Source organism: Macrococcus sp. CoH-51_TC_04 (genome assembly GCF_058188655.1).
Genome location: NZ_JBVGOY010000001.1, coordinates 87,848 through 114,245, shown reverse-complemented (window position 1 = coordinate 114,245; position 26,398 = coordinate 87,848). Strand labels below are relative to the sequence as shown.

The following is a 26,398-nucleotide window of genomic DNA, read 5'->3' as shown; positions in this document are numbered from 1 at the left end:
GAGAACAGATTATATTTCAAATCTGTTCTCAGATTAACATGATTATTTATGGATGTGTTATTGAGGCTTCTCATCATAATCACAATTCGTGCATACAACTTGTGTCTGCTTCCCTTTTTTGCGTTCCACAAGCTGCGTGTCACACTTCGGACAATTTCTTGCAATAGGTTTATCCCAAGAAATATAATCACATTCCGGAAAATTACTGCAGCCATAAAAAATTCTATTTTTCTTAGATTTACGTTCAACAACTTCGCCATCTTTACACTTTGGACATGGTACACCAATAGTTTTGACGATTGCTTTTGTATTTCTGCAGTCAGGGAAATTTGAACAGGCCATAAATTTACCGTAACGTCCCATTTTATATACCATCGGAGAACCGCATTTCTCACAATCTTCTCCTGCTGGCTCGTCTTTAATTTCAATCTTTTCCATTTCTGCTTCTGCACGTTCAACATGTGTTTTAAAATCACCATAAAATGTTGAAACAACTTTCTTCCATTCCATATCTCCACTTGCAATTTTATCCAATAATGTCTCCATATTCACCGTGAAATCAATATCAATAATTTCAGGAAAGTATTCTTTAACAGACTCGTTGACAATGATGCCAAGCTCCGTCGGATAAAATTTCTTCTGGTCAACTTTTACATAATTACGCTTTTGAATCGTATCTATGGTTGGTGCATAAGTTGAAGGTCTGCCAATACCTTTTTCTTCCATCGTTTTAACAAGACGTGCTTCAGTGTAGCGTGGAGGTGGTTGTGTGAAATGCTGATTTTCATCGATATTAACAGCCTTAACTGTGTTACCCACTTCCAGCACCGGCAATTTATTCTCTCCGTCTTCAGTCTCTTCATCCTGACCTTCGATGTACACGCTCATAAATCCTTTAAACTTAATTGTCTGACCATTTGCTCTAAATTTAATATTATCCTGAACAAGGTCTACACTGACCGTATCAATGACTGCTGCAGCCATTTGACTTGCCATAAAACGCTCCCAGATCAATTTGTATAGGCGTAGCTGATCTCTAGAAAGATACGCTTTCATCTCAGAAGGCGTACGCATCACTGATGTTGGGCGTACTGCTTCATGTGCATCTTGGGCACCTCCACTCTTACTTCTGCGTTTAGACAAGAATTCTTTACCGTAATGTTCTTCAATATAGCTTGCAGCCTCATTCTTTGCAGTATCTGAAATACGAGTAGAATCCGTACGCATATATGTAATCAGCCCGACTGTACCTTGTTTCTTAAGGTCGATTCCTTCATATAATTGTTGTGCAAGCATCATTGTTTTACGTGCTTTGAAGTTAAGCTTACGTGCAGCTTCTTGTTGCAGCGAACTTGTAGTAAAGGGTTGTGCAGGATTTCTGAGTTTTTCTTTTTTTGTGACATCTGTCACTTTAAATGTATCTGATTTCAGTTGTTTGACAATTGCTTTAACGTCGTCTTCCTGCTTTAATTTCTTAGGTTTATTATTCTCATGTAAGAACTTTGCCTTGAACTGTTTTTTATCATATTCAAATAATCCATCAATCGTCCAGTATTCCTCTGGTTTAAACGCATTGATTTCTTCTTCTCGATCAATAATAAGCTTAAGTGCCACAGATTGAACACGGCCAGCCGAAAGTCCTTTTTTAACTTTTTTCCATAATACCGGAGAAATATTATAACCTACGAGACGGTCAAGTATACGTCGTGCTTGCTGAGCATCAACAAGATTTTGTTCAATTTGTCTTGGATGCTTAAAACTCTCTTTGACAGCATCCTTTGTAATTTCATTAAATACAACTCTGGATTCTGCTTTTTCATCTATATTCAGTATATGTGCCAAATGCCAGGCAATCGCTTCACCTTCACGGTCCGGGTCACTCGCAAGATAAACATGTTTCGCGCGCTTTGCATGTCTTTTTAAATCTTGTACGATAGGCCCTTTTCCTCTAATCGTTATATATCTTGGTTCAAAATCATTTTCAGTATCAACGCCCATCTGGCTACGCGGTAAATCACGTACATGCCCCATAGATGCGACCACTTTAAATTTCTTCCCTAAATATTTTTCAATGGTTTTAGCTTTTGCAGGCGACTCAACAATGACGAGATTTTCTGCCAATTGTATATCCCCCTCTTACTTAATTTGTTTTCAATGATAAATAATATACGTATAAGTAAGTGATTGTCAAATAAAACTCATAAATATAGTTTTAATTTTTTGAAATATCAGGAAAAAAATAATCTTCTATAATATCCTGTGCACATTGAACAAGCTTTGCACCTTCTTTGATCCTTTTATTACATCCTGCTGAAAGTTCATGAATGATAGGTCCTGGCAGACAATAGATGTTCCTATTCTGTTCTAAACCTTGATCCAGCGTTATTAAACTCCCACTCCTCTCTTTTGCTTCAGTGATCAGGATGCCTTGAGCAAGACCGCTAATAATTCTATTACGTTCTGGAAATCTAAACTTTTGTATCGGTGTAGCCGGTGGATATTCACTTATCACGATGTGATGTTTTTCCATCAGCCTTCTTATTAAAGTAGTCTCTGCAGGATAGATGAAATCATGACCATACGCGAGGACTCCAATCGTATGACCTCCATAAAAGTTACATGCCAGATGCGCATAATTATCTGCACCTTTTGCCAAGCCACTGACGATGTATATATTATTTTTTATCAGTACCGGTACAATCTGGTCCAGGGCATCTGCTGTATAATTCGTTGCATCTCTGCTCCCTACAATCGCTAAGGCATTCGTATAGTTAAGAAGATTAATATTGCCTTTTGCGAATAAAACAAAAGGATAATCATAAATTTCAAGCAGTAGTTGTGGGTACGCTTCTGAATCAAAATAGATTGGGGCGACCTCCTTGTTTGCAAGCTCTTCTAACAGCGTTTTGATTTTGAGATTCTGAAATTTTGATAACTTATTATCCAGCGTGCGCTCATGGCAGTTAAAAATTTGTCGTAATATAGGCTTGAGCTGAAGAAAATTTAAATCAAATGAATGGTAAACATTATATATCTTGTGTAACTCCTGAGTCGTGAAACCTGCATAAATGAGTTTTAAAAGTTTATGATGTCGTTTCATATCTATCACCTCATTACTATTCTAATAGGTGTTCTTTAATTTCATTTCATTTAAGTATTAATATTTGTAAATATTAATAAAAAAATACCGGACGACCTATAACTCATATATAGGTCGTCCGGATTCTTTTTTATTTAACTGTTAAACATTTTTCGTATAAGCCTGCTTCTTCTTTAATACGTTCGATTAATGTAGAACCAATTTCAGAAGGTGTCGCTGCAGTTTTAATGCCGCAAGCATTCATTGTTTTAATCTTTTCTTCAGCCGTACCTTTACCGCCAGAAATAATCGCACCAGCATGTCCCATACGTTTACCTGGAGGTGCAGTCTGACCACCGATAAAGCCTACAACAGGTTTCGTCATGTTCGCTTTTACCCATTCAGCAGCTTCTTCTTCAGCTGTCCCACCGATTTCACCGATCATCACAACAGCTAAAGTTTCAGGGTCATTGTTAAACGCTTCTAGTGCATCGATGAAGTTCGTACCGTTTACAGGATCTCCACCGATACCTACAGCTGTTGTTTGACCAATACCTGCTTGTGTTAGCTGATGCACTGCTTCATAAGTCAATGTTCCAGAACGGCTTACAACGCCAACGTGACCTTTTTTATGAATGTATCCTGGCATAATCCCAATTTTACACTCATCAGCAGTAATAACACCAGGACAGTTCGGTCCAACTAAGCGTGTTTTCTTACCTTGCATATAACGTTTCACTTTAACCATATCTAATACTGGAATATGTTCTGTAATACAGATTGCTAAATCTAATTCAGCATCTACACATTCAACAATTGCATCTGCAGCAAATGGTGCTGGTACATATATAACAGATACGGTAGCACCTGTTGCTTTTACTGCTTCTTCAACGGTATTAAATACCGGTACGCCTTCAACTTCCATACCACCTTTACCTGGTGTAACACCGGCAACGATCTTTGTACCATATTCAATCATTTGTTTCGTATGAAATAATGCTGTTGATCCTGTAATTCCTTGTACGATTACTTTTGTATCTTTATCAATAAATACTCCCACGATTATCCCCGCTTCCTATTTAGCTTCTTTTACTAATTCAACGATTTTTTGTGCACCTTCAGCCATCGTGCTTGCTGGTGTAATTGCTAATCCTGAATTACCTAGAATTTCTTTACCTTGATCCACATTTGTACCTTCTAAACGTACCACTAATGGGATTGTTAATTCTAATTCTTTAGCCGCTGCAACAACACCTTCTGCGATTACATCACACTTCATGATACCACCGAAGATATTAACGAAAATCCCCTCAACCTTCTCATCACCTAAAATGATTTTGAATGCTTCAGTAACTTTCTCTTTCGTTGCGCCGCCCCCTACATCAAGGAAGTTCGCCGGATTTCCGCCGAAATGATTAATTGTATCCATCGTTGCCATCGCAAGACCGGCACCGTTTACCATACAACCGATATTCCCATCTAAAGCGATATATGATAAATCATATTTAGATGCTTCGATTTCCTTTGGATCCTCTTCATCTAAATCACGTAGTTCCATAACGTCTTTTTGACGGAATAATGCGTTTGCATCAAAGTTAATTTTAGCGTCAAGCGCTAAAACTTCCCCTTCACCTGTTGTTACAAGTGGGTTAATTTCAATGATTGAAGCATCTTTCTTCATAAATACATCATATAGACCCAGCATAATTTTTACTGCTTTATTTACAGATTCTTTCGGAATATTAATGTTAAATGCTAGACGACGTGCTTGATAAGGCATTAATCCAACAACTGGATCGATAACTTCTTTAAAGATTTTTTCAGGTGTCGCTTCAGCTACCTCTTCAATTTCAGTCCCACCTTCTTCAGAACCCATTAATACTACACTGTCTGTAGCACGGTCTAGTACGAAACCTAAATAATATTCCTTTTTTATATCGCATCCTTCTTCAACTAGAAGACGTTTAACTTCCTTACCTTCAGGACCAGTTTGATGCGTAACTAATACTTTTCCAAGTAATTCTTTCGCGTAGCTTTCAACTTCTTCTAAAGATTTTGCAATCTTAACACCGCCAGCTTTACCACGGCCACCAGCGTGAATTTGAGCTTTAACGACGTAGACCCCTTCTTTTAGACCTTTAGCTACTTCAACTGCTTCTTCAGGTGTATAAGCAACAGAACCGTTCGGAACTGCTACACCCATAGAGCGAAAAATCTCTTTCCCTTGATACTCATGGATATTCATTGTCCATCCTCCTATAGTGCACATTAATTTAGCTTACGTTCCAATTATAAAAAATGAAAGCGCTATTGTAAACCGCAAACGCTTAAAAAAAACAGACAATTACGATAGTTACGTAATTGTCTTTGCGTTTTCTTCTGTTTTTATCATTGATTTAATCGGCTCAAATGATTTGCGATGATGCTCTGTTATCCCATACTGCATCAAACCTTCTAAATGTCTTTTAGTGCCATATCCAGCATTTTGATTAAAAACATAGTAAGGAATATCTTTATGAATCTCTTCCATCAGGTGATCGCGATAAACTTTCGCAATAACACTTGCTGCAGCGATAGAAATACTTTTAGCGTCTCCTTTAATGATTGATTCCTCAATTAAACCTGTATTCAGTTTCATCGCATCTATCAGTAGTACTTCAGGCTTTACAGGTAACTTATCTATCGCTCTGTGCATCGCAAGTTTCGTTGCTTCGTATATATTGAATTTATCAATTTCCTCCACACTTGCTTCTCCTATCGCATATGCAACCGACTGTGTTAATGCGTCATAAAGCGATGCCCTCTTATGCTTTGATAACTGCTTCGAATCGTTTAGACCAATATAGTGATGGCCATCGTTTAAGATGACAGCACATGCGATAACTGGGCCCGCTAATGGACCACGCCCGACTTCATCAATACCACAAACGACTTTTCCGTTATAGCGACGTTCATATTCGAGCATTTGTTCATATTCATCTATTGCTTGAGTTTCCTGCGCGATTTGTTTTTCTCTCGCCTGCTTTACTTTTAACGCACCACTTCTCGACTCTTCTTCAAAAAAATCAATAAGTTCTGTTTGATTCATCTCTCTTACTTTTTCTTTAAGTAAAGCGATGGTATAGTCATTACTCTTCATCATCAACCTCTGACATTGAAATATGATCGAATGTATATTTTCCTATTTTTTCGTTACGTATATCTCTTATAATTAATTCTACAACCGATTCATAATCTATTTCATTACCCTTTAACTTTAGGCCACGGCTTCTGCCGATCGCATCAAATACTTCAATATACGGCGTATCTGCTGTGACATCAATATTATAGTGCTTGTTAAATGTGTTCAGGTCTCTTTCCTGCAAAAACGAAATCCCATATATAGCGACTTCATCTAAATGAACAATGCTATCTTTAATTGCACCTGTTAAGCTTAATTTTTTGCCCACAGTCTGATCCTCAAACTTCGGCCATAAAATCCCGGGTGTATCTAATAGTTCCAATGTCTTTCCAACCTTAATCCACTGCTGTTTCTTTGTAACCCCTGGCATATTCCCCGTCTTTGCGATTGACTTCTTTGCAAGGCGATTAATTAAAGTTGATTTACCCACATTTGGAATGCCGACAATCATTGCACGAATTGCACGTGGACGTAACCCTTTTTGCTTCATGCGGTCAAACTTTTCTTTAGTAACGATTTCTGCCGCTTTCGTTACTTGGGATAGATTTTTACCATTTTTGCTATCAATGAGCACAGGATAAAAGCCCTGTTCCTCAAAATAGGACATCCACTTTTTTGTTTCATTTAAATTTGCCATATCCATCTTGTTTAATAATACGACGCGTGGTTTATCCTTGATTACTTCATCAATCATAGGGTTTCGTGAAGAGTAAGGGATGCGTGCATCAACAAGCTCAAATACTACATCGACGAGCTTAAGCTGCTCTGTAACTTCTCTCCTTGCCTTTGCCATGTGTCCTGGGAACCATTGTATTGCCATAATTTCACTTCTTTCCAGTTATTTAATTTAATCATCATACAAAATACGATTTACTTCATTGTATGTTAAAATATCTTTATGATTTATAATTAATATTTTAACACATTACTTAAGGAGTCTTTATGCTAATTTCACTCATCGCGCCAATTTATAATGAAGAGAAGAATATTCAGCTACTTACTGAACAGATTGATGCTGTGATGCATAATAACAACTACAACTATGAACTCATACTCGTCAATGATGGCAGTAAAGACCATTCTTTATCAATCATAAAAGAGCAGGCAACCCTTTTCCCACAAATAAGGTACATTTCCTTTTCTCGTAATTTCGGTAAAGAGTCTGCCATGATCGCCGGACTCAATGCAGCTCGTGGAGACTGTGCTGTTATTTTAGATGCTGATTTCCAGCACCCTCCTGAACGCATACCGGAGATGATTCATTATTATGAAGAAGGATATGACCAAGTGGTCATGCGCAGAGACCGTTCAGGAGAGCATGTCATCAGGAAATTCCCAACTCAGTTATTTTACAAGCTTATCAACAATGCAGTTGATATTCAGCTAACAGATGGTGAAGGTGATTTTCGTCTGATCTCAAGACGTGTGATTGATAGCATCCTTTCCTTAAAAGAATATAACCGATTTTCTAAAGGGATATTTGAATGGGTAGGTTTCAGTAAAAAGACATTAAACTTTAAAAATATTGAACGTTTTGAAGGACAGTCTTCATTCTCTCCAAAAAGACTGATTGATTATGCAATTGACGGCATTATCAGCTATAACAATAAACCTTTGCGTCTTTGTTTCCATTTTGGCGCACTCACTATGACGTTATGCTTACTCTATATATTGATCACTTTCATACAAATTATGCGCCACGGCGTAGAGTCACCTGGATATTTCACAATCATTGCATCGGTATTGTTTCTCGGTTCCGTTCAACTGTTTGGCCTTGGCATTATCGGCGAATATATCGGTCGGATTTATTATGAGACAAAGGGTCGACCCCACTACATTATTAGCGAAACTAATATTAGTAAAAACGAGCTGCAGGAGAAAGTGAGAACACGCATATGATAAAACGTTACAGTCGACTGATCAAGTTTATTGTTGTAGGTTTCATTAATACATTCAATTATTACCTTGTCTATTTGCTATTATTAAAGATTTTACATTTAGGTTATTTAACGAGTCATCTAACGGGATTTCTCGTGTCATTTATTATTTCTTATTTTTTAAACTGTTATTTTGTGTATAAAGTGAAACCCACCTTTAAAAAATTTATTCAATTTCCACTGACGCAAATTGTGAATATGGGTGTACAGACGCTGCTACTCTATATATTCGTGGAATCACTGCATATCGATAAAGTTTATGCCCCTTTCCCTGCATTAGTCTTTACGATACCTATTACTTATTTCGTTACAACTTATATCTTAACAAAGGAGTAAATGATGAAAAACAACAGAAAAATATTTATTCCGGTAATTGCCTTGATACTTGCTATCTTTGGGCATAGTTATTATATTTACCGTTTTTTGCAGGATGGTACAATTTTTACAGGTCCAAATGATGGATTAGAACAAATGCTGCCAATGCAGCTTTACCTTTATAAGAAATTTATTAATGGTGAGTTCTTCTACAGTATGGATTTCGGTCTTGGTGGCGATTATTTTACGGATTTATCATATTACTATTCAACAAATATTATTTACTTTATAAACATCATATGCGTCTGGTTTCTAGATGTATTTTTCAACTTTAAAACAGACAGTATTTCTTTTTGGGCCAAAAACGCTTTTTATGTTTCTATCGTTAAATCTGCTATCGCTATTATTTTCAGTTACTTATACTTTAGAAAGATTCGTTTAGCAGGATCATCAGCAATGCTTGCTGCTTTTTTATTTGTCATGTCCGCTATATATTTCAGATTTACATTGTACTGGTCATTTTTTAGCGATGTCTTTATTTTTTTACCACTTATGTTGCTTGGAATTGAATATTTCATTCAGAATAAGAAACGCTCTATATTTATCATTGCAGCAGCACTTATATTTATTAATAATTTCTATTTCGCATATTATCACCTGCTTGCAGGACTTATCTATTTTATTGCAAGAAATATATTCAGATCAAAATATGATGTCGTGCCCCGTAAAACACAGTGGCCTCATTTTGTTATCATGTCGATCATTGGATTACTGATCAGCAGTGTGTTCTTCTTCTATGGCGTTAAGAGCTTTCTACAAAATGAACGTGCACCATATAAAGCGGGTATTTCTTTATTTGATTCTTTTGATCAAAATGCAAATATCTTCTATGACAATTACTTAGTCATTGTATTATTCTTAGCGGTTCAGGCCATCTTTACTTTTAAATTATATGACAATTATTTTTACAGATTCTTTAGTATCATGTCGATTATCTTTATGTGTTTCAGTCTTACACCCTTTATAGATGCTGTATTCAATGGATTCAGTGCTCCACAAAAACGCTGGCATTATTTAATATCCTTCTTCACAAGTGGTCTGATCGGAATGTATATTATGCACTTTAGAACAATCACGGTTAAACACTATCTCATCTCCGTTATTCCCGGGATATCGATGGTCTTTGCGAGTCATCTTGTGATTCATAAAGCGGTGAGCTGGGTATATATTGTTCCGATCATCATTATCGTCGGACTATTAGTATTAATCGTAAAGGATAAAAAACAGCAGCGTGCGCTCTATATTTCTATGATTATCTTAATTCTTATCTTCAACTGGGACGTCATTCGAGTGCATAATAAACTGGATAATTATAATCCGGGTATCAATGATCGTGCGAAGATGAGCTATATTGTATCAAGTGTTTATGATTCACCTTTGCAACAGCACATTATCGATCAGCTAAAACAAAAGACGAAAGCTGACGAACGTATCGACTGGAGGGTGCTTGAACAAGATAACACACCGATGTATCAAGGGTTTAAAGGTGTAAGTCTGTATTCAAGTATATTCGATGGTGCTTTAGTCGATTTCTATTTTAAAGACATGAAGATTAATCTGAAGGAGGAGTCAGTCAGTCGATACTCCACCTTCCAGTCAAGAAGCAACCTTGAGTCATTGTTCAACGTCAAGTATCTCGTTCGTAAAGCATATCAGACTGACGTACCCGAAAACTTTAAACTCGTTCAGAATGACGGAAAATATAAAGTTTATGAGAACACACAGACCATTCCTTTTGTCAGGATTACAAATAAATTTGTCAATACTAGGGATCTCACTGAAATTATCGATCGAGAACATGCGATGATGGAAGGTATCATTTCAGAAGACGAACCTACAAGCTATCCTTTCAAGAAAAATAAAAATTTAATCGATAAGGTACACATCAATACAAGCGGATCAAATTGGCTTACCCAAAATGAGAAGCTTAAAGTCAATCCTCCAAGTGGTGGATTAATCATCGAAATCCCTCAAAACCTACAACAACAATACAAGGATTTCTATGTCGATATGCACGTTGAAATCATTTCACCTATCACAAATCATCAGATTAATGTGAACAAATATGCCAACAACCGTCTTTTCCAGACAAGTAAGTATCGTACACATTATGATGATTTGCTGTATCGTGTAAAATCACCTGAGAACGGAAAGATTCTAATCGGTCTGACACCTGGTACTTATAAACTGAAAATCAATGGTATTTATGGTGAAGATTATAAACAGTTGAAGAGCATGAAGAAAGAAATTGACTATAATTTCAAAGATGAAGGTAATAAAATGACCATCAACCTAAAATCTTCTAAAGATGGCACGATGGTTGTTCCTATCGTTTATCGTGATGGCATGAAAGCTTACGTGGATGGAAAGAAAGCAGAGGTAAAGCGCGGCAATTATATTATGACTACAATCCCAGTAACCAAAGACACAAAGGAAGTTGTTCTAAATTACACACCTCCATACTTTTATCTCATGATACTATTGTCATTGATGGGTATCATCCTGGCTGTACTCTACATTAAATTTACGAGGTTAACTAAAGATGAGACAAAGATTTAAGCGTTATCCCAATATATCTCTATTGCTTGCTTCAATACTATGTGCATGTATCGCACATAGTGTTGTCCTTTATCGTATGTTTGACCGCGGGACATTGTTCACCGGCAAGGGTGATGGTATTGCACAGATGCTGCCATTTCAGATGTATCTGTATAATAAGTTTTCTCATCTTCATTTCTTCTATGATATGGACTTTGGCATCGGTGGAGACTTTCTTAAAAGTCTTTCTTATTATTATTCTACATCGCCGATAACATATTTAAATTTTATCTGTATCTATATTGGAGATATTTTTTTATCCTATGATGTGACTGACCCAGTATTCTGGGCAAAAAATCAAATCTTCATCTCAATCATCAAACTATCACTTATATTTTTTGTGACTTATAAATTTTTAAGATATATGAATATAAACCGCTATGCCGCATTTACCGGCAGCTTTATTTATGGCTGGTCAACAGTGTACTACTTCTTTACATTTACATGGAGCTTCTTTAGTGATGTAATGTTGTGGCTCCCAATGACAATCTTTGGTCTCGAACGACTGTTCAGAGAAAGAAAGCCGCTTCTTTTTATAATTGCAGTTGCGCTGACACTGCATGCTAACTTTTATTTTAGCTACTATGAATTTATTTTCGCATCTGTATATTTTTTATATAGATCGATCTTTAGTAAAGATGATGATCTACTGAACTTAAAGGAAAAGCTGATTACAGGTAGCATAAGCGGCATCCTTGCACTGATGATCAGCAGTGTCGGATTTTTCACTGGTGCTACAAGCTATTTAATGAATGACAGAACACTACCCCCAATTAAGCTCAATCCTATCATTGATATGGTCGGTTTCTATAATTTATTTTACGATGGCTATTATGTCGTTATTTCAGCAGTGGCTGTTATCGCTTTAGCGACGTTTGTATTGTATAAGCATTATGATTATAGACTTTATGCGATACTTTCTATTATCTTTATGATCGGTTCTTTAAGCCCATATTTTGATAGTTTCTTTAACGGATTCTCAATTGATCAGAGGAGATGGGTCTATCTACTTGTATTTACGACTTCCATTCTAGCTGCGATCTATCTTGATAAATTAAGCGAACTTAAAATGAAGTCATTTCTAATTTCTTTAATACCTGCACTATTCATCTATCCTGTTTCTGTAATTGGTCACGAGAAGTTTCTGATCTGGCTGATTTATATTCCGATAATCTGTGTTCTAATCGGATATTATATCTATAATAAAAAAAGATACCTGTATATACTCATACATGCCGTTATCTTTATCATGACCAATTTCTTTGTATATGAATATATGACCGAACAGATTGATACGTTGCATCCTGAAAAGGAGCGAAATATCGAATATATTACAAGTAAAACTTATCAATCGCCGATTCAAAACAGAATTATCGATGAAATCAAGGCGGTGCTAAAGCCTGGTGACCGTATAGACTGGCAGACATCAATCACACATAATACACCGATGTTACTGCAGTTCAATGGGATAAAATTATATTCAAGTATCTTCAAAAAAGATATCTATCAGTTTTATGATAAGGATCTAAATATTACGATGGATACGGATAGTAACTCTATTTACTATCGTCTTGGTGAACGCGCAAACTTAAATAGTTTATTTAATGTCAATCAGATTATCAGAATCAATGAATCGATGACTATCCCCTATGGGTATGAGCGTGGTAACCTCTATGCTGAGAATGACTTGTCGCAAAAGTACTATGTCTATAATAATACTCATAGACTTCCATTCGTTCGTGTGACCGATAAAGTATATAATGCAAACGAACTGAAACAGCCTATAGATAGAGAACACGCGATGCTAAATGGTGTTGTACTTGAAGGCAAGGGCGACAGCAAGATTAAACCACAGAAGAACTTAATGCAAGATGCCGAGCCGCAATTGCGTAATGCGACACTTCAGGGCAATAAACTTATTGTGAATCAGGAAAACGGCGGCATCACTTATAAACTTGATAGCAAGAAAATCAATAAGTATAAGGATCTTTATGTAACTTTGAGCATTGAATCAAAGACAGCTACAGATTATCATTATGTCTGGATCAACGAAATTTATCAGTCAAGAAAACCTTTGAATGATGATTATCGCCGATTTAATCCTGTAATCACGTTAAAAGTCAAAGCAACAGATGTTATCGATCTAAAATTAAAGACAGGTACTTATCACTATAAACTTCTTGGAATATATGGTGAGGATTACCAACAACTAAAAGAAGCATCAAAGAATACAAATACACATTTGTTTAAGAAGAATAAAGACAAGATGGAAATTACACTTGCAAAGCATAAAGCAGGCTATGTGGTTATACCCGTTCCATTTTTAGAAGGTATGAGTGCTAAAGTTGATGGTAAAAAAGCTCAGATTTCTGAAGGGAACTACTTGATGACAGCCGTTAAGGTTGATGCTGATGCAAAACATATAACGATTAAATATACACCACCATATTTCCATTTAATGCAGGTAATTTCTGTTATGGGCATGCTTCTTACCTTCTTATATATTCGTTATTTAAAAAACAGAGCTAGAGACATAAGTCTCTAGCTCTGTTTGTCTAATATTAGCGAATTTCTTTAATACGTGCAGCTTTACCACGTAAGCTACGTAAGTAGTACAATTTAGCACGACGTACTTTACCACGACGTAATACTTCAATTTTCTCGATTTTAGGTGTATGTACAGGGAATGTACGCTCAACACCAACACCGTATGAAATTTTACGAACTGTGAAAGTTTCAGAAATTCCACCACCACGACGTTTGATTACTACACCTTCGAATACCTGGATACGTTCGCGAGTTCCCTCAACGATACGTACGTGAACTTTTAAAGTGTCACCAGGACGGAATGCAGGAATGTCTGTACGTAATTGTTCTTTTGTTACTGCTTCGATTAATTTGTTATTCATTTTACCTTCTCCTTCTGCCTATGTTCTTAAGTCTTCGCTCAGCGGATCATAGTGATTTATGTGTGATTCACACTTTTAAAATAATATCATACTTCACTGTGTAAAGCAATATATATTGACACCTAATTATCACGTTTAAGGTGTTCTAAATATTCTTTATCTGACTGAGTCAGTGGGTAGTGTTCTAATAAATCTGGTCGGCGTTCAAAAGTACGCTTCAAGCGCATTTCATGGCGCCATGAGTCGATATGCTTATGGTTACCGCTAAGCAGTACATCCGGTACTTTCATTCCATTATAGTCAGCTGGTCTCGTATATTGTGGATGTTCAAGTAATCCTGTTGAGAATGAATCATCCCTATGACTCTCTTCTTTTATTGATTCAGGAATCAGTCTCACGATTGCATCTGTCATTGTAATTGCTGCAAGTTCTCCGCCGGTTAATACATAATCACCGATAGAGAGTTCATCAGTTACAAGATGCTCGCGTATACGTTCATCATATCCTTCATAATGACCACAAATAAATACAAGATGTTCTTCTTGTGCTAACGATTCAGCCACTTGCTGCGTGAAAGGTTTTCCTTGCGGACACATAAGGATAACACGTGTCTTGCTCGTTTTATCAATGGCATTCATTGCATTGAATATCGGTTCTGGCTTTAGAACCATGCCTTGCCCCCCACCATATGGATAATCATCCACTTGGTTATGTTTATTACCTGAATAATCTCTGAAATTAACCGTGTTCAGCTCCACAATTCCTTTTTCCTGAGCACGTTTCATAATAGAGTGATTCAGCACGTCAAACATTTCAGGAAATAATGTTAAATAATCAATCTTCATTATAATAACCCTTCAATCGCTTCAATGATGATTGTTTTATTATCAATATCGATTGACTTAACAACATCTTCAATGTATGGAATTAAATATTCTTTATCGCCTTGAACAACCCATACGTCGTTTGCTCCTGTTTCAAAGATATCATTCACAATACCGATTTCGCGTTCGCCATCAAACACAGTGCACCCAATAATATCTGAATAGAAGTATTCATTTTCGTCCAATATAATATCTTCATTCTCAATATCCTGATAGACATCCAGACCCTTATACTTCTCTACATCATTTATATTGTTTAAACCTTCAAATGCTACCATATGGAAGTTTTTATGGGTGCGATACGATTTGATTGTGAGCGTAACTCGCTCATCTTTAAATGGAATCATTAGCACTTTACCCGGCTTAAAACGTTCTGATGCAAAATCAGATGCCGTTAAAATCTTTACTTCGCCTTTCACACCGTGTGTATTGACGATTTTCCCTACATTCATTTCCATTTCACAAAACCTCCATTTCATAAAAAAAGAGTACCAAAAAAGGTACCCTTAATCAATCTCTACAAACACTTTCTTAACAGACGCAAGCGCTGCACCACTCGTAACTGTTCGCATTGCTTTAGCAATACGACCTTGTTTACCGATTACTTTACCTTTATCGTCCTGATTGACTGATAGATGATACGTAATGCTGGATGCATGTTCTTCCTTCGTGATCTTAATATCTTTAGGATGACTCACAAGCGGTGTAACAATGGTTTGTATTAATTTTTCCATAGCGATTACTTCGCGATTTTTTGGTTATGGAATTTCTCCATAATACCTTGCGTTGATAAGATATTACGAACTGTATCAGTTGGTTTTGCGCCATCAGCTAACCATTTTAAAGCTAAAGCTTCATCAACTTTGATTTCTGCTTCAGGTTTAGCAACTGGATTATAAGTTCCAATTGCTTCGATGATACGACCATCACGTGGTGCGCGTGCATCTGCTACTACAATACGGTAGAATGGGTTTCTTTTAGAACCCATACGAGTTAAACGAATTTTTACTGCCATTATAAATCTCTCCATTTCTAATCTTTTCTCAAGTACTAATATTAACAGGAAACTTACTTCCTGTAAAGTGTTTTTTCTTTACAAAAATAAATTTAATATAAAAGACAGAAAAAATCAAGTTTTTTCTGTCTTTTAGTAAATATTAAAACGGTAAATTCATGCCCTGGAATGGATTACGCCCTTTTTTACCTTTTTTCATTCCTGTAAACTGCTTCATCATCTTCTTCATCTCGTCAAACTGCTTAATCAGTTTATTCACTTCAGATAAACTTCTGCCTGACCCTTTTGCGATTCTCTTCTTACGTGATACATTGATAATCGCCGGATTGTTACGTTCTTCTTTCGTCATTGAACGTATAATTGCCTGCACATGATCGATTTGCTTAGCGTTCATATTAACATTATTCAGACCTTTCATCTTGTTCGCACCAGGAATCATCTTAAGCAGTTCATCAAGAGGCCCTAGAGCTTTAACCTGTTCGAGCTGCTCCAGAAAATCATCAAAAGTGAATGATGAGGTCTTCATCTTCTGTTCAAGTTCTTTCGCTTTAGATTCATCTACTTGAGACTGTGCTTTTTCGATTAAACTTAACACATCACCCATACCTAGAATACGAGATGCCATGCGTTCTGGATGAAAAGGTTCTAGTCCATCAAGTTTCTCACTCATACCGACAAACTTAATTGGTTTTTGTGTGACACTTCGAATCGAGAGCGCTGCCCCACCACGAGTATCTCCATCAAGTTTCGTTAAAGTAACACCCGTAACATCCAGCTGATTATCGAAACTCTCAGCGACATTCACTGCATCTTGACCTGTCATAGAATCTACGACAAGCATAATTTCGTCAGGTTGACTGATTTCTTTAACTTCAACAAGCTCATTCATCAATGCTTCATCAATATGCAGGCGTCCTGCTGTATCGATAATCACAAAGTCCAGATGTTCTTCTTTTGCGTGTTGCAGTGCACGTTCTGTAATTTCTTTAGGGGATACTTGATCCCCTAAAGTAAATACCGGTACATCAATCTGCTTCCCTACTGTCTGTAGCTGCTGTATTGCAGCAGGTCTATAGATATCACATGCAACGAGCAATGGTTTCTTGTTATATTTCTTGCGCATTAAAAGTGCCAGCTTACCTGCAGTCGTCGTTTTACCTGCCCCTTGTAAGCCTACCATCATCACAACAGTCGGTGGTTTCTTGCTCATATTAATCTGAGTATTCTCAGAACCCATTAAAGTCGTTAGTTCTTCCTGTACAATTTTAATAATCTGCTGTCCAGGCGTTAATGACTGCATCACTTCTGAACCAATCGCACGATCGGATACTGTCTTAACAAATTCTTTTACCACTTTAAAGTTAACATCGGCTTCAAGTAATGCTAAGCGTACTTCGCGCATCATCACTTTTATATCCGCTTCTGTAACTTTACCCTTACCTTTAATCTTCTGCATTGTAGCCTGGAGTCGATCTGATAATCCTTCAAAAGCCATACAATGACCCCCTATTCTATTCTTTGTAATTGTTCTATATATGCTTCTAACTGCTGATTACGTTGTGCATTATTCTGTAATTTAGTTAATTGAAGCATCTCTTCGTATATGGCCTGACGCTGTTCAAATTTATGATATAGACCAAGCTTACTTTCATATTCTTCTAATAAATCACCAGTCCGTCTAATATTATCATAAACTGCTTGTCTTGATACATCAAACGTTTCAGCAATCTCAGACAGTGATTCATCATCCATATAATACTTTTCGAGATAGTTTCTCTGTTTATCTGTTAATAATGACTGATAAAAGTCAAACAGATAGTTCATGCGCATCGTCTTTAGCAGATCATTCATCGTCTGAATTATCCTTCATTACTTCTGCCGCCTTATTCTCTTCTTCAGTAGAAGCTTCAATCATATCAGCAAATAATCCGTATACATAACTTTCTGCATCGAACGGCTGTAAGTCATCTAACTTTTCACCGAGTCCGACAAATTTAACAGGGATGTGCAGTTCGTTTCGAATTGCAAGTACGATACCACCTTTTGCGGTACCATCTAGCTTCGTCAGAACAATTCCCGATACATCTGTCACTTCTTTAAATGCTTTTGCCTGTACGAGCGCATTTTGTCCTGTTGTCGCATCCAATGCAAGCAGCACTTCATGCGGAGCACCTGGTACAGCACGAGATAATACTTTTTTAACTTTCTCTAATTCTGTCATTAAATTTGCTTTATTTTGAAGACGCCCTGCTGTGTCACAGATTAAAATATCCGCGCCACGATTTTTCGCAGCCCCGATTGCATCGTACATAACAGCTGCAGGGTCTGAGCCCTCACTTTGCTTAATTACTTCAACACCGACACGGTCACCCCATACTTGAAGCTGTTCTATGGCGCCAGCACGGAAGGTATCTCCTGCAGCAAGCATCACTTTTTTTCCTTGTCCTTTGTAGCGATGCGCAAGTTTACCTATTGTCGTTGTTTTTCCGACGCCGTTAACACCAACCATAAGTATTACAGTCAGTCCATCTTCCTGGATGTTCATTTCCTGTAGTTTATCGTCTTCTTGTTCATAGATCTCTACAATCTTCTCTACGATAACTTCTCTTAAGTCAGCGGTCTCTGTAATATTGCGGCGTTTCGCCTCCATACGAAGAGATTCCACTAAATCCATGACCGTATTAAATCCAACATCTGCCTGTATCAGCATTTCTTCTAAAGCTTCGAAGAAATCTTCATCAACAGTACGGTACATCGCAAGTAAATCGTTAAGTTTATTCTGGAAGTTTTCACGAGATTTCTCTAGACCTTCACGGAATTTCGCACCAATCTGCTGTGCTTCAAGCTCCTCAAACTCTTCGATGGAAATTAAATCATCATCATCAAAGTCGAAGTCCCAGTCAGATTTCTTTTCCGTTTTCTTGGGCTGTTCAATAACTTCAGCGCGACTTACACTTTCGCTTGTCTGCACATCATGAGTTGGATCCTCCTGCTGCGGATCTAGTGTATCGTCTGGTGCTAATGTTTTCAATGGATCCGTTGTTTCTTCATTATTTCCGACAAATTTATTTTTTAATTTTTTAAAGAAACTCATTTCGTCAACTCCTTAAATTTTTTATCGTCAATTTCTTTAAGATTAACACTTACTAGTTTGGATATCCCTGAGTTCTGCATCGTAACACCATAAAGTCTATCACTTTCTTCCATCGTCCCTTTACGATGAGTAATCACAATAAACTGGGTATCTTCCTTTAAAGTTGTTAAATAGTGCGCAAATCGACTGACATTTGCTTCATCAAGCGCTGCTTCCACTTCATCCAGGATCACAAATGGTGCTTTCTTTCTATTTAAAATTGCAAAGAGCAGAACTATCGCAGTCATCGCACGTTCACCGCCCGATAACAATGACAAGTGCTGTCTTTTCTTTCCTGGTGGCTGAACATAGATATCTATTCCGCTTGTTAAATAATCTTCTTCAGTCAGAATCAATCGTCCTTCTCCACCACCGAACAATTGTTTGAAGATGTGCTCAAAAGCATTTGATATCACTTCAAATGTAGTCTTAAAGCGCTCAGCAACTGTATGATCCATATCTCTTATGATCATTTCTAGATTATCTTTGGCTTCAAGTAGATCTGCTTCTTGTGATATTAAGAATTCATAACGCTCACTCACTGCTGCATATTGTTCAATCGCATTCATATTCACAGGTCCTAGTTCATCGACGGCAATCTTTGTCAGTTTGACACGACTTCTTAGTTCGTTTAACTGCTTTGCATCATCGACCGTCAAGCGATGTTCAAATATATAGTCCTCTGCAGCCTCATAGGTCATTTCATAAGTAAAGTTTAGATGTTCGAGATAGTTTTCAAGCTTTACATCTAATCTCGAATGCTGTACTTTGAGTTCACCGATGCCATTTTCAATGCCACTTATTTGACGCACAAGTTCTTTGTTCTGCATTTCAAGTTCGGCTTCTTGTTCGATATATTCACCGAGAGTCTGCTGTATATTTTCAATTTGTCGATGCAGGAAACTTTTCTTTTCTTTGTCTTCACCAATATATTTTTCAAGTTGAATGATTTCTTTTTGAAGCTTTTCTCGGTCAATCGCATGCTCAAGTTGACTTAAATGTTTAAGTTCGCCTTCTGTTGTCTCTATTTTGTCTAACAGATCTCTTTTTACCTTTTGATGATAATGAATATCTGCTTCTAGCTTATTTATCGATTTATTAATACTGTGCATTTCATGCTGCATATTTTCAAGTAAAGATTTTTTATTCTGTGCATTATTCTGATATAACTTTATTTTGTCTGTTAGTTCCGATAGTCGTGATTCGATTGTCTGAATGTTGTCATAGATAAGCGCTTTATCTTTCTCCAGCTGATTGATTTCTTGTCGCTCTTTATCATATTGTGTTCTAGTCTCAAGCTTTGACTGCAGACGCTCTAGCTTTATATGAATTTCTTCACGCGTTAACTTTAGCTGATGTAATTCATCACGCAGCTGAATTCCACTCTGTTTATCCTGTTCAAGCTGGAATTCAGCCTCTGAAATTGATTCATTCAACTGACTTACCTTTTCTCTTAGCTGTAAAGTTTGTGATTCATAGTCGTTTAATTGCTTAGACAATTGCTGTAATTCATTTCGAGATGACAAGGCTTGCGTCGGTTTTTGTTTACTTCCACCTGTCATTGAACCTCCTGGATTAACGACTTGTCCATCCAGTGTTACAACTTTATGTCTGTATGATACAAACTTTGCAATCTTGTTGGCTTCAGCAAGTGTCGTTGCGATGATAATATGTCCTGCAATATTATCTATAATATTTTTGTATTTATGATCTGCTGTAATAAGCGTATTTAAAGTGCCGATATACCCTTCGAATTGGGTCAATCCAGTTAAGATATCACTCGTGATGTTTCTAGGTTTGATGACATTTAACGGTAAAAATGTAGCACGTCCTGCTTGCTTTGACTTCAAGAATTCTATCGCTTTACGTGCAGCTTGTGCATCTTCTACGATAATATGCTGTAAGACCCCACCTAAAGCACTATCCAGCGCATCATTATAGCGAGGTTCTACTGCTATGGTATCAAGTACCGTATGATGAATACCATGGAGCTTCTCTTTATTTTTTAGCAGTAACCTGACACCTTGATAATACCCTTGATATTCTTCCTGCATTATTTTTAATCGGTTCACTTTAGATTCTAGTGTGGAGATAAAACGGTCAGCTTGTTTTAAGTTTTCACTTTCCCTAAAGTAAAGCTGTTTTTGCTTAGTGATATGTTGCTGACGCTCTGTATAGGATAGTCGTTTGTTATCAACCATCTGTTCCATACTATTAATCTGTTCGTTCAACGACTGCTGCTCTGAGAGCAAATCTTCATACTGTGTCATTGTCGATTCATCAACTTGCGCTTCTTCCTTACGATTAAACTGTTCGATCCTTGAATTCATATGCTGTATATCATTTTCAAGTTTCGTCTTCATCGTAAACTGTTCATAGTATTCACTTCTTGTCTCTTCAATCAACGCTTCGATATCATCGACTAATGCAGATTGGTCGTGCTCTGTCTGGGATAGTTTTTGTTTTTTTGATAATTTTTCCTGTTTTAAAGTTTGTATTTTCGCTTCTGTTGCTGATAACTCTTTTTTTGTATGTTCCAGCGTCTGGGCAAATGTTTTTTGCAGCTGATGTTTCTCCTCAAAGTTCGCATCCTGGTGAATGAGACGCTCTTTATTCACATTCAGCAGACCGATATTACGTTCAATACGCTCAGTAATGTGTAACAAATCAGACTTATACGTTTCAAGAAGCTTCTGCTGTTCATTTCTTTCCGATTTATGTGCATCCAGCTTATTAGAAATACGTGCACTCTTATCCTTCCTATATTTAAGCTGTTCGTCAAAACTTTGAATCTCCTGCTGCAGACGTTCATATTCTGCACTACTCTCCTTGATATCATGTACCGTCACTTGAATATCTGCATCCTTCATTTCTTCAGATAATGCGATATATTCTTCAGCAATACTCGCTTCAATTTTAAGGGGCTCTACGCGATCCTTTAGATCAAAAATAATATCATGCACACGGCTGAGGTTATTCATCGTGTCTTCAAGCTTCTGTTCAGTTTCCACTTTACGTTTCTTATACTTCAATACACCGGCCGCTTCTTCAATCAATTGTCGACGTTCGCTCGGCTTAGCATTCAGTACCTGATCGACCTTTCCCTGAGAAATAATACTGAAAGCATCACGACCAAGACCACTATCTAGAAATAACTCCGTGATATCTTTAAGTCTTACTTTCTGATGATTCAAGAAATATTCACTTTCACCAGAGCGAAAGAGTTTACGAGTAATCAGTACTTTATCAGAATCAACAGCAAGGCTGCGCTCAATATTATTGATCGTAAGTGTTACTTGTGCAAAGTTAGTTGCATTCCTATCCTGTGCACCTGAGAAGATGATATCTTCCATCTTTGCACCGCGAAGGGATTTTGCTGATTGTTCGCCAAGCACCCACTTGATAGCATCTGTAATATTACTTTTCCCCGAACCGTTTGGTCCAACAATCGCTGTAACACCTTCATCAAACAGCACGGTTGTCTTATCTGCAAACGACTTGAAACCAGTTGCTTCTACCGACTGTAAATAAATCATTATGACTCTCCTGCTGTCAGAAGCATTAGAGCAGTTTGGGCTGCCTGTTGCTCTGATTCTTTCTTCGTTCTTCCTGTGCCTGTACCAATCACTTTATCTTCAACATAAACTTCAGACGTAAACGCTTTGAAATGTGCCGGTCCTTCCTCTTTAACGAGGCGATAGGTAACTTGTAAGTTTTTAGTTTTATGAATATATTCCTGTAAATAAGTCTTATAGTCAATAAGGCCATGCAGCAGATCTTCAGTTATAGCAGGAAAAATATAGCTGTTAAAGAATCTTTTTGTTACATCATGTCCTTGGTCAAGATATAACGCCCCGACGAAGGCCTCAAATACATCTGCAATTAAAGAAGGACGTGTTCTGCCACCTGTCTTTTCCTCGCCTTTGCCCAGCAAAATCAACTGATCAAACTTCAACATCTTCGCAAATGTCACAAGTGAAGGTTCACATACAATTGCAGCGCGCAACTTTGTCAGCCTACCTTCTGGCAGATCACTATGTTGCTGGTATAAATATTGTGAAACCATCAATTCTAACACCGCATCTCCTAGAAATTCCAGGCGTTCATTGTCCTTATTTTTATCAAGCTTGAAATCATTAATGAAACTCGAGTGTGAGAATGCCTGTACATACAGTTCAACATCATTTGGTATAATATCCAGGTGTGTGAGCACCTTGTTTAACTTTACTTTAAATTTATCGATTATTAGCTGTCTTTTATTCATTTCGTCCTCCTTATCTATGTTTTTATTTTACGTTATATACGCTGTAAAAAAAAGTGATTGCTTAATAAACTTTAAAATAATCATCATTAATAACTTAAATCCGAACACAGCTGCAAATGGTGTGTTCGGATTATGTATTTATAGCCTTATATTATTTTTCTAATGATTCGATATATTTCACTGCATCACCAACCGTGTTGATTTTTTCAGCATCTTCATCAGGAATCTCAGTTCCAAACTGATCTTCTAATTCCATAACTAATTCAGCGATATCTAAAGAATCGGCACCTAAATCGTCTTTGAATGAAGCTTCTGCAGTTACTTTATCTGCATCTACACCAAGACGATCTACGATAATATCTTTTACTTTGTCGAAGTTTTCCATAATTTCACCTCCTTAAAATAATTATAGTGATTACTGCATATACATACCACCGTTAACATGAAATGTCTGTCCTGTAATATACTGTGCTTTATCACTCGCTAGAAATGCTACCATATACGCAACATCTTCAGGTCGGCCCATCTCACCTAACGGTATCTGACTTTTCATCGTTTGAACAAGCGTCTCATCCAGCACGTCGGTCATATCACTTTCAATAAATCCAGGGGCTACTGCGTTAACACGGATACCACGGCTGGCAAATTCTCGAGCAAAGGTTTTCGTCATTCCTTCAACGCCTGCTTTAGCTGCAACATAATTGACTTGTCCTGCATTTCCGATACTTGCAACGATACTGCTGACATTGATGACAGTTCCTGCACGTTGGCGTAGTAATTGTCTTGAGGCAGCCTGGATGACATTGAATACGCCAGTTAAATTCGTATCGATGACATCTGCAAATTCTTCTCTCTTCATACGCATCGCTAAATTATCTCTAGTGATCCCTGCATTGTTGACGATACAATCTAACGATCCAAAAGTAGCAACGGACTGATCTATCATCGATTTAACTTCTTCATGATTACTGACATCTGCTTTAATTGCAACAGCTTTTTGACCTTTATCAATAATTGCTTGTACAACCTGCTTTGCTTTTTGTTCATTTCCTGAATAATTGACGATAATATTAAATCCTTCGTCTGCCAGAGCTAAAGCAATACTTCTGCCGATACCTCTGGAACTTCCCGTAACTAAAGCCGCTTTCATATTAAACCTCACTTATTTCATTTGTAGTAGTAATATTTCTAACAGTAATATTACGTTCTATCTTTTTTACGAGTGCAGTGAGCACCTTTTTAGGTCCGATTTCAACAAACTCAGTGACTCCTTGATCAATCAGATAACGAATAGAATCTGTAAATTCCACTGGAGAATATAATTGTTTTACTAAATTCTCCTTGATGCGTTTCGCATCAATTTCTGATGATGCACTTACATTTTGCACAACAGGAATTTGTGCTTCTTGAAAATCAAACTGCTCAAGATACGCCCTGAATTCTTCTTCGATTACTTTCATAAGCTCTGAATGAAATGGACCACTCACATTGAGCGGAATAATTTTCTTTAAGCCGAGTTCATGTTTTCTGTCAATGAGTGCTTCTATACATTGCGTATGACCAGACACAACAATTTGTCCTGGACCATTAATATTTGCAACGTTTAATAGATGACCATCATTGCTAACAGCTTCACAAGCCTCTTCTATAACCCATCGATCTGTTCCAATAACTGCCGCCATCTTTCCCACACCTTGAGGATATGCTTCGCTCATTAACTGACCTCGTTTGTAGACGATTTGAACAGCGTCCTCTTTAGTTAATACACCAGATGCGACTAATGCACTGTATTCTCCTAGACTATGGCCTAGACAATAGTCAAACGGCTGTTGAATTTGCTCTAACAATACAACGCTGTGCATTACAATTGCCGGTTGTGTATACTTCGTGTCATTAACCGCTTCATCATGGCGCATAATATTGACGAGGTCGACATCAAACAGACGATTCAATTGTTTAAGCGTCTCTTGCCCCCGCTCGTTAAAATCGTCGGTCATACCAATAAACTGTGACCCTTGTCCCGGAAACAGTAGCGCCCGCTTACTCATGTGTCACCTCTTGCTTTAACAATGATATAACATCTTCTGTTGCTGATTGTCGTGCTTGTTTAAGCGCATTGAAGAATGCTTTCTTATCACTCGAACCATGCGCTTTAATAACAATTCCATCAACTCCAAATAATACGGCACCTCCATACTCTGAGTAATCCATCTTATTTTTAAGTTGCATCAAATCTTTTTTTATGAGCCCTGCTGCAATTTTTGTTTTTGTTGAAGCTAACAAAGTTTCTTTCAGCATCTTAAAGATATTGTTCGCTGTACCTTCTAAGGTCTTTAGAATCATATTTCCTGTAAATCCATCAGTAACAACGATATCTGCTGCATAGTTTAGCAGTGCTTTAGATTCAACATTACCGATAAAGTTGATTGATGTCTCTTCTTTTAGCAGGTTAAACGTATCACGTGCGAGTTGATTCCCTTTTTTATCTTCTGTGCCAATATTTGCGAGTCCTACAGACGGGTTACTGATACCACGATTTTTCTGCGTATAAATCGATGCCATTTTAGCATATTGGACGAGGTGTTCTGGCTTGGCATCAGCATTTGCACCCATATCCAGTAACATAAATCCTTCATCATTAATTGTTGGTAATGTCAGCGCAAGTGCAGGACGTTCGATTCCCTTTATTCTTCCGATGACAAATAATCCCACAGCCATCAATGCACCCGTATTACCAGCAGAAACAACAGCATCAGTTTCCTTTAGTTTCACGCTCTCTGCTGCACGCACCATGGAAGCATCCTTCTTTCGTCGAATCGCACGCACAGGTTCATCTTCCATCGTGATGACTTGCGTTGTATGATGCATCTTTAGTCGCGGATGATTAAGTCGATTGTCTTTTTCATCACCGTACAGATGGATCTCTACATCATTAAATTCCTTAAGGAACATTTCAATTCCATCTAGAACAATGTCCGGTGCATTGTCTCCCCCATGCATATCTACTGCTATCTTAATCATAT

24 protein-coding genes are annotated in these 26,398 nt (G+C 37.3%); 4 read left to right on the top strand and 20 right to left on the bottom strand.

Annotation, left to right across the window (positions count from 1 at the left end):
- Positions 1-57 precede the first annotated feature (57 nt).
- The 6 genes from topA to ylqF all read right to left on the bottom strand — a co-directional run bounded on the left by topA (position 58) and on the right by ylqF (position 7,080).
- Positions 58-2,127 carry a type I DNA topoisomerase gene (topA, locus tag ACZ2V4_RS00540; RefSeq protein ID WP_219494822.1) on the bottom strand — a complete coding sequence of 690 codons (2,070 nt, stop codon included), beginning with the start codon at positions 2,125-2,127 and terminating at the stop codon, positions 58-60.
- 85 nt (positions 2,128-2,212) lie between these two features.
- Positions 2,213-3,100, bottom strand: a complete 888-nt coding sequence (dprA, locus tag ACZ2V4_RS00535) for a DNA-processing protein DprA (RefSeq protein WP_420494366.1) — start codon at positions 3,098-3,100, stop codon at positions 2,213-2,215.
- A gap of 130 nt (positions 3,101-3,230) precedes the next feature.
- Complete coding sequence (gene sucD, locus ACZ2V4_RS00530) at positions 3,231-4,139, bottom strand: succinate--CoA ligase subunit alpha (RefSeq protein ID WP_219494641.1); 909 nt, start codon at positions 4,137-4,139, stop codon at positions 3,231-3,233.
- 15 nt (positions 4,140-4,154) lie between these two features.
- Positions 4,155-5,324 carry an ADP-forming succinate--CoA ligase subunit beta gene (gene sucC / locus ACZ2V4_RS00525; RefSeq protein WP_219494639.1) on the bottom strand — a complete coding sequence of 390 codons (1,170 nt, stop codon included), beginning with the start codon at positions 5,322-5,324 and terminating at the stop codon, positions 4,155-4,157.
- A 108-nt stretch (positions 5,325-5,432) separates the two neighbouring features.
- Positions 5,433-6,218 (bottom strand): ribonuclease HII, encoded by a 786-nt coding sequence (gene rnhB, locus ACZ2V4_RS00520; protein ID WP_490514358.1) that lies wholly within the window; start codon positions 6,216-6,218, stop codon positions 5,433-5,435.
- Positions 6,208-7,080, bottom strand: a complete 873-nt coding sequence (gene ylqF, locus ACZ2V4_RS00515; RefSeq protein ID WP_219494634.1) for a ribosome biogenesis GTPase YlqF — start codon at positions 7,078-7,080, stop codon at positions 6,208-6,210. The genes rnhB and ylqF overlap by 11 nt, the downstream gene beginning before the upstream one ends.
- A 122-nt stretch (positions 7,081-7,202) precedes the next feature.
- Between ylqF and ACZ2V4_RS00510 the strand changes: the two genes are divergently transcribed.
- The 4 genes from ACZ2V4_RS00510 to ACZ2V4_RS00495 are packed head-to-tail and all read left to right on the top strand — an operon-like array spanning position 7,203 to position 13,715.
- Positions 7,203-8,159, top strand: coding sequence for a glycosyltransferase family 2 protein (locus ACZ2V4_RS00510; protein ID WP_490514357.1), 957 nt, complete (start codon positions 7,203-7,205; stop codon positions 8,157-8,159).
- Positions 8,156-8,533 (top strand): GtrA family protein, encoded by a 378-nt coding sequence (locus ACZ2V4_RS00505; RefSeq protein ID WP_490514356.1) that lies wholly within the window; start codon positions 8,156-8,158, stop codon positions 8,531-8,533. The genes ACZ2V4_RS00510 and ACZ2V4_RS00505 overlap by 4 nt, the downstream gene beginning before the upstream one ends.
- Positions 8,534-8,536: 3 nt before the next feature.
- Positions 8,537-11,131, top strand: coding sequence for a YfhO family protein (locus ACZ2V4_RS00500; RefSeq protein ID WP_490514355.1), 2,595 nt, complete (start codon positions 8,537-8,539; stop codon positions 11,129-11,131).
- On the top strand, positions 11,115-13,715 hold the full coding sequence (locus tag ACZ2V4_RS00495) for a YfhO family protein (RefSeq protein ID WP_490514354.1): 2,601 nt from the start codon (positions 11,115-11,117) through the stop codon (positions 13,713-13,715). Before ACZ2V4_RS00500 ends, ACZ2V4_RS00495 begins: the two co-directional genes overlap by 17 nt.
- A 16-nt stretch (positions 13,716-13,731) precedes the next feature.
- Here the strand turns inward: ACZ2V4_RS00495 and rplS are convergent, their stop codons facing one another.
- From rplS to plsX, 14 genes are all read right to left on the bottom strand, one after another.
- The gene (gene rplS, locus ACZ2V4_RS00490) at positions 13,732-14,079 is read right to left on the bottom strand and encodes a 50S ribosomal protein L19 (RefSeq protein ID WP_012656731.1); all 348 of its coding nucleotides are present in this window, start codon (positions 14,077-14,079) and stop codon (positions 13,732-13,734) included.
- Positions 14,080-14,201: 122 nt separating this feature from the next.
- Positions 14,202-14,924, bottom strand: a complete 723-nt coding sequence (gene trmD / locus ACZ2V4_RS00485; protein WP_490514353.1) for a tRNA (guanosine(37)-N1)-methyltransferase TrmD — start codon at positions 14,922-14,924, stop codon at positions 14,202-14,204.
- Positions 14,924-15,421, bottom strand: a complete 498-nt coding sequence (rimM, locus tag ACZ2V4_RS00480) for a ribosome maturation factor RimM (RefSeq protein ID WP_219494623.1) — start codon at positions 15,419-15,421, stop codon at positions 14,924-14,926. The genes trmD and rimM overlap by 1 nt, the downstream gene beginning before the upstream one ends.
- A gap of 48 nt (positions 15,422-15,469) precedes the next feature.
- On the bottom strand, positions 15,470-15,697 hold the full coding sequence (locus ACZ2V4_RS00475; protein WP_490514352.1) for a KH domain-containing protein: 228 nt from the start codon (positions 15,695-15,697) through the stop codon (positions 15,470-15,472).
- A gap of 5 nt (positions 15,698-15,702) precedes the next feature.
- Positions 15,703-15,978, bottom strand: a complete 276-nt coding sequence (gene rpsP, locus ACZ2V4_RS00470) for a 30S ribosomal protein S16 (RefSeq protein WP_041635895.1) — start codon at positions 15,976-15,978, stop codon at positions 15,703-15,705.
- A 142-nt stretch (positions 15,979-16,120) separates the two neighbouring features.
- Positions 16,121-17,473: a signal recognition particle protein gene (gene ffh / locus ACZ2V4_RS00465; protein ID WP_219494619.1), complete on the bottom strand. Its 1,353-nt coding sequence runs from the start codon at positions 17,471-17,473 to the stop codon at positions 16,121-16,123.
- Between the two features lie 11 nt (positions 17,474-17,484).
- Positions 17,485-17,829 carry a putative DNA-binding protein gene (locus ACZ2V4_RS00460; protein ID WP_219494617.1) on the bottom strand — a complete coding sequence of 115 codons (345 nt, stop codon included), beginning with the start codon at positions 17,827-17,829 and terminating at the stop codon, positions 17,485-17,487.
- Positions 17,822-19,072 (bottom strand): signal recognition particle-docking protein FtsY, encoded by a 1,251-nt coding sequence (ftsY, locus tag ACZ2V4_RS00455; RefSeq protein WP_219494615.1) that lies wholly within the window; start codon positions 19,070-19,072, stop codon positions 17,822-17,824. Before ftsY ends, ACZ2V4_RS00460 begins: the two co-directional genes overlap by 8 nt.
- The gene (smc, locus tag ACZ2V4_RS00450; protein ID WP_490514351.1) at positions 19,069-22,647 is read right to left on the bottom strand and encodes a chromosome segregation protein SMC; all 3,579 of its coding nucleotides are present in this window, start codon (positions 22,645-22,647) and stop codon (positions 19,069-19,071) included. Before smc ends, ftsY begins: the two co-directional genes overlap by 4 nt.
- The gene (gene rnc, locus ACZ2V4_RS00445; protein ID WP_099483185.1) at positions 22,647-23,375 is read right to left on the bottom strand and encodes a ribonuclease III; all 729 of its coding nucleotides are present in this window, start codon (positions 23,373-23,375) and stop codon (positions 22,647-22,649) included. The genes smc and rnc overlap by 1 nt, the downstream gene beginning before the upstream one ends.
- Before the next feature lie 151 nt (positions 23,376-23,526).
- Positions 23,527-23,760 (bottom strand): acyl carrier protein, encoded by a 234-nt coding sequence (locus ACZ2V4_RS00440; protein WP_041635894.1) that lies wholly within the window; start codon positions 23,758-23,760, stop codon positions 23,527-23,529.
- Between the two features lie 30 nt (positions 23,761-23,790).
- Entirely contained in the window at positions 23,791-24,525 is a 735-nt protein-coding gene (gene fabG, locus ACZ2V4_RS00435; protein ID WP_219494609.1) for a 3-oxoacyl-[acyl-carrier-protein] reductase, read from the bottom strand.
- A 1-nt stretch (position 24,526) separates the two neighbouring features.
- On the bottom strand, positions 24,527-25,423 hold the full coding sequence (gene fabD / locus ACZ2V4_RS00430; RefSeq protein WP_219494608.1) for an ACP S-malonyltransferase: 897 nt from the start codon (positions 25,421-25,423) through the stop codon (positions 24,527-24,529).
- Positions 25,416-26,396, bottom strand: coding sequence for a phosphate acyltransferase PlsX (gene plsX, locus ACZ2V4_RS00425; protein ID WP_490514350.1), 981 nt, complete (start codon positions 26,394-26,396; stop codon positions 25,416-25,418). The genes fabD and plsX overlap by 8 nt, the downstream gene beginning before the upstream one ends.
- Between the last annotated feature and the right edge of the window lie 2 nt (positions 26,397-26,398).

What these genes read in the sequence shown, in the direction of transcription:
- fabG (WP_219494609.1), bottom strand. Translation starts at nt 24,525, where the DNA reads ATGAAAGCGGCTTTAGTTACGGGAAGTTCCAGAGGTATCGGCAGAAGT.
- ACZ2V4_RS00505 (WP_490514356.1), top strand. Translation starts at nt 8,156, where the DNA reads ATGATAAAACGTTACAGTCGACTGATCAAGTTTATTGTTGTAGGTTTC.
- ACZ2V4_RS00440 (WP_041635894.1), bottom strand. Translation starts at nt 23,760, where the DNA reads ATGGAAAACTTCGACAAAGTAAAAGATATTATCGTAGATCGTCTTGGT.
- rplS (WP_012656731.1), bottom strand. Translation starts at nt 14,079, where the DNA reads ATGAATAACAAATTAATCGAAGCAGTAACAAAAGAACAATTACGTACA.
- smc (WP_490514351.1), bottom strand. Translation starts at nt 22,647, where the DNA reads ATGATTTATTTACAGTCGGTAGAAGCAACTGGTTTCAAGTCGTTTGCA.
- rnhB (WP_490514358.1), bottom strand. Translation starts at nt 6,218, where the DNA reads ATGAAGAGTAATGACTATACCATCGCTTTACTTAAAGAAAAAGTAAGA.
- ACZ2V4_RS00495 (WP_490514354.1), top strand. Translation starts at nt 11,115, where the DNA reads ATGAGACAAAGATTTAAGCGTTATCCCAATATATCTCTATTGCTTGCT.
- sucC (WP_219494639.1), bottom strand. Translation starts at nt 5,324, where the DNA reads ATGAATATCCATGAGTATCAAGGGAAAGAGATTTTTCGCTCTATGGGT.
- ftsY (WP_219494615.1), bottom strand. Translation starts at nt 19,072, where the DNA reads ATGAGTTTCTTTAAAAAATTAAAAAATAAATTTGTCGGAAATAATGAA.
- ACZ2V4_RS00475 (WP_490514352.1), bottom strand. Translation starts at nt 15,697, where the DNA reads ATGGAAAAATTAATACAAACCATTGTTACACCGCTTGTGAGTCATCCT.
- ffh (WP_219494619.1), bottom strand. Translation starts at nt 17,473, where the DNA reads ATGGCTTTTGAAGGATTATCAGATCGACTCCAGGCTACAATGCAGAAG.
- ACZ2V4_RS00460 (WP_219494617.1), bottom strand. Translation starts at nt 17,829, where the DNA reads ATGAATGATCTGCTAAAGACGATGCGCATGAACTATCTGTTTGACTTT.
- rpsP (WP_041635895.1), bottom strand. Translation starts at nt 15,978, where the DNA reads ATGGCAGTAAAAATTCGTTTAACTCGTATGGGTTCTAAAAGAAACCCA.
- rimM (WP_219494623.1), bottom strand. Translation starts at nt 15,421, where the DNA reads ATGGAAATGAATGTAGGGAAAATCGTCAATACACACGGTGTGAAAGGC.
- ACZ2V4_RS00510 (WP_490514357.1), top strand. Translation starts at nt 7,203, where the DNA reads ATGCTAATTTCACTCATCGCGCCAATTTATAATGAAGAGAAGAATATT.
- plsX (WP_490514350.1), bottom strand. Translation starts at nt 26,396, where the DNA reads ATGATTAAGATAGCAGTAGATATGCATGGGGGAGACAATGCACCGGAC.
- rnc (WP_099483185.1), bottom strand. Translation starts at nt 23,375, where the DNA reads ATGAATAAAAGACAGCTAATAATCGATAAATTTAAAGTAAAGTTAAAC.
- ACZ2V4_RS00500 (WP_490514355.1), top strand. Translation starts at nt 8,537, where the DNA reads ATGAAAAACAACAGAAAAATATTTATTCCGGTAATTGCCTTGATACTT.
- fabD (WP_219494608.1), bottom strand. Translation starts at nt 25,423, where the DNA reads ATGAGTAAGCGGGCGCTACTGTTTCCGGGACAAGGGTCACAGTTTATT.
- trmD (WP_490514353.1), bottom strand. Translation starts at nt 14,924, where the DNA reads ATGAAGATTGATTATTTAACATTATTTCCTGAAATGTTTGACGTGCTG.
- ylqF (WP_219494634.1), bottom strand. Translation starts at nt 7,080, where the DNA reads ATGGCAATACAATGGTTCCCAGGACACATGGCAAAGGCAAGGAGAGAA.
- dprA (WP_420494366.1), bottom strand. Translation starts at nt 3,100, where the DNA reads ATGAAACGACATCATAAACTTTTAAAACTCATTTATGCAGGTTTCACG.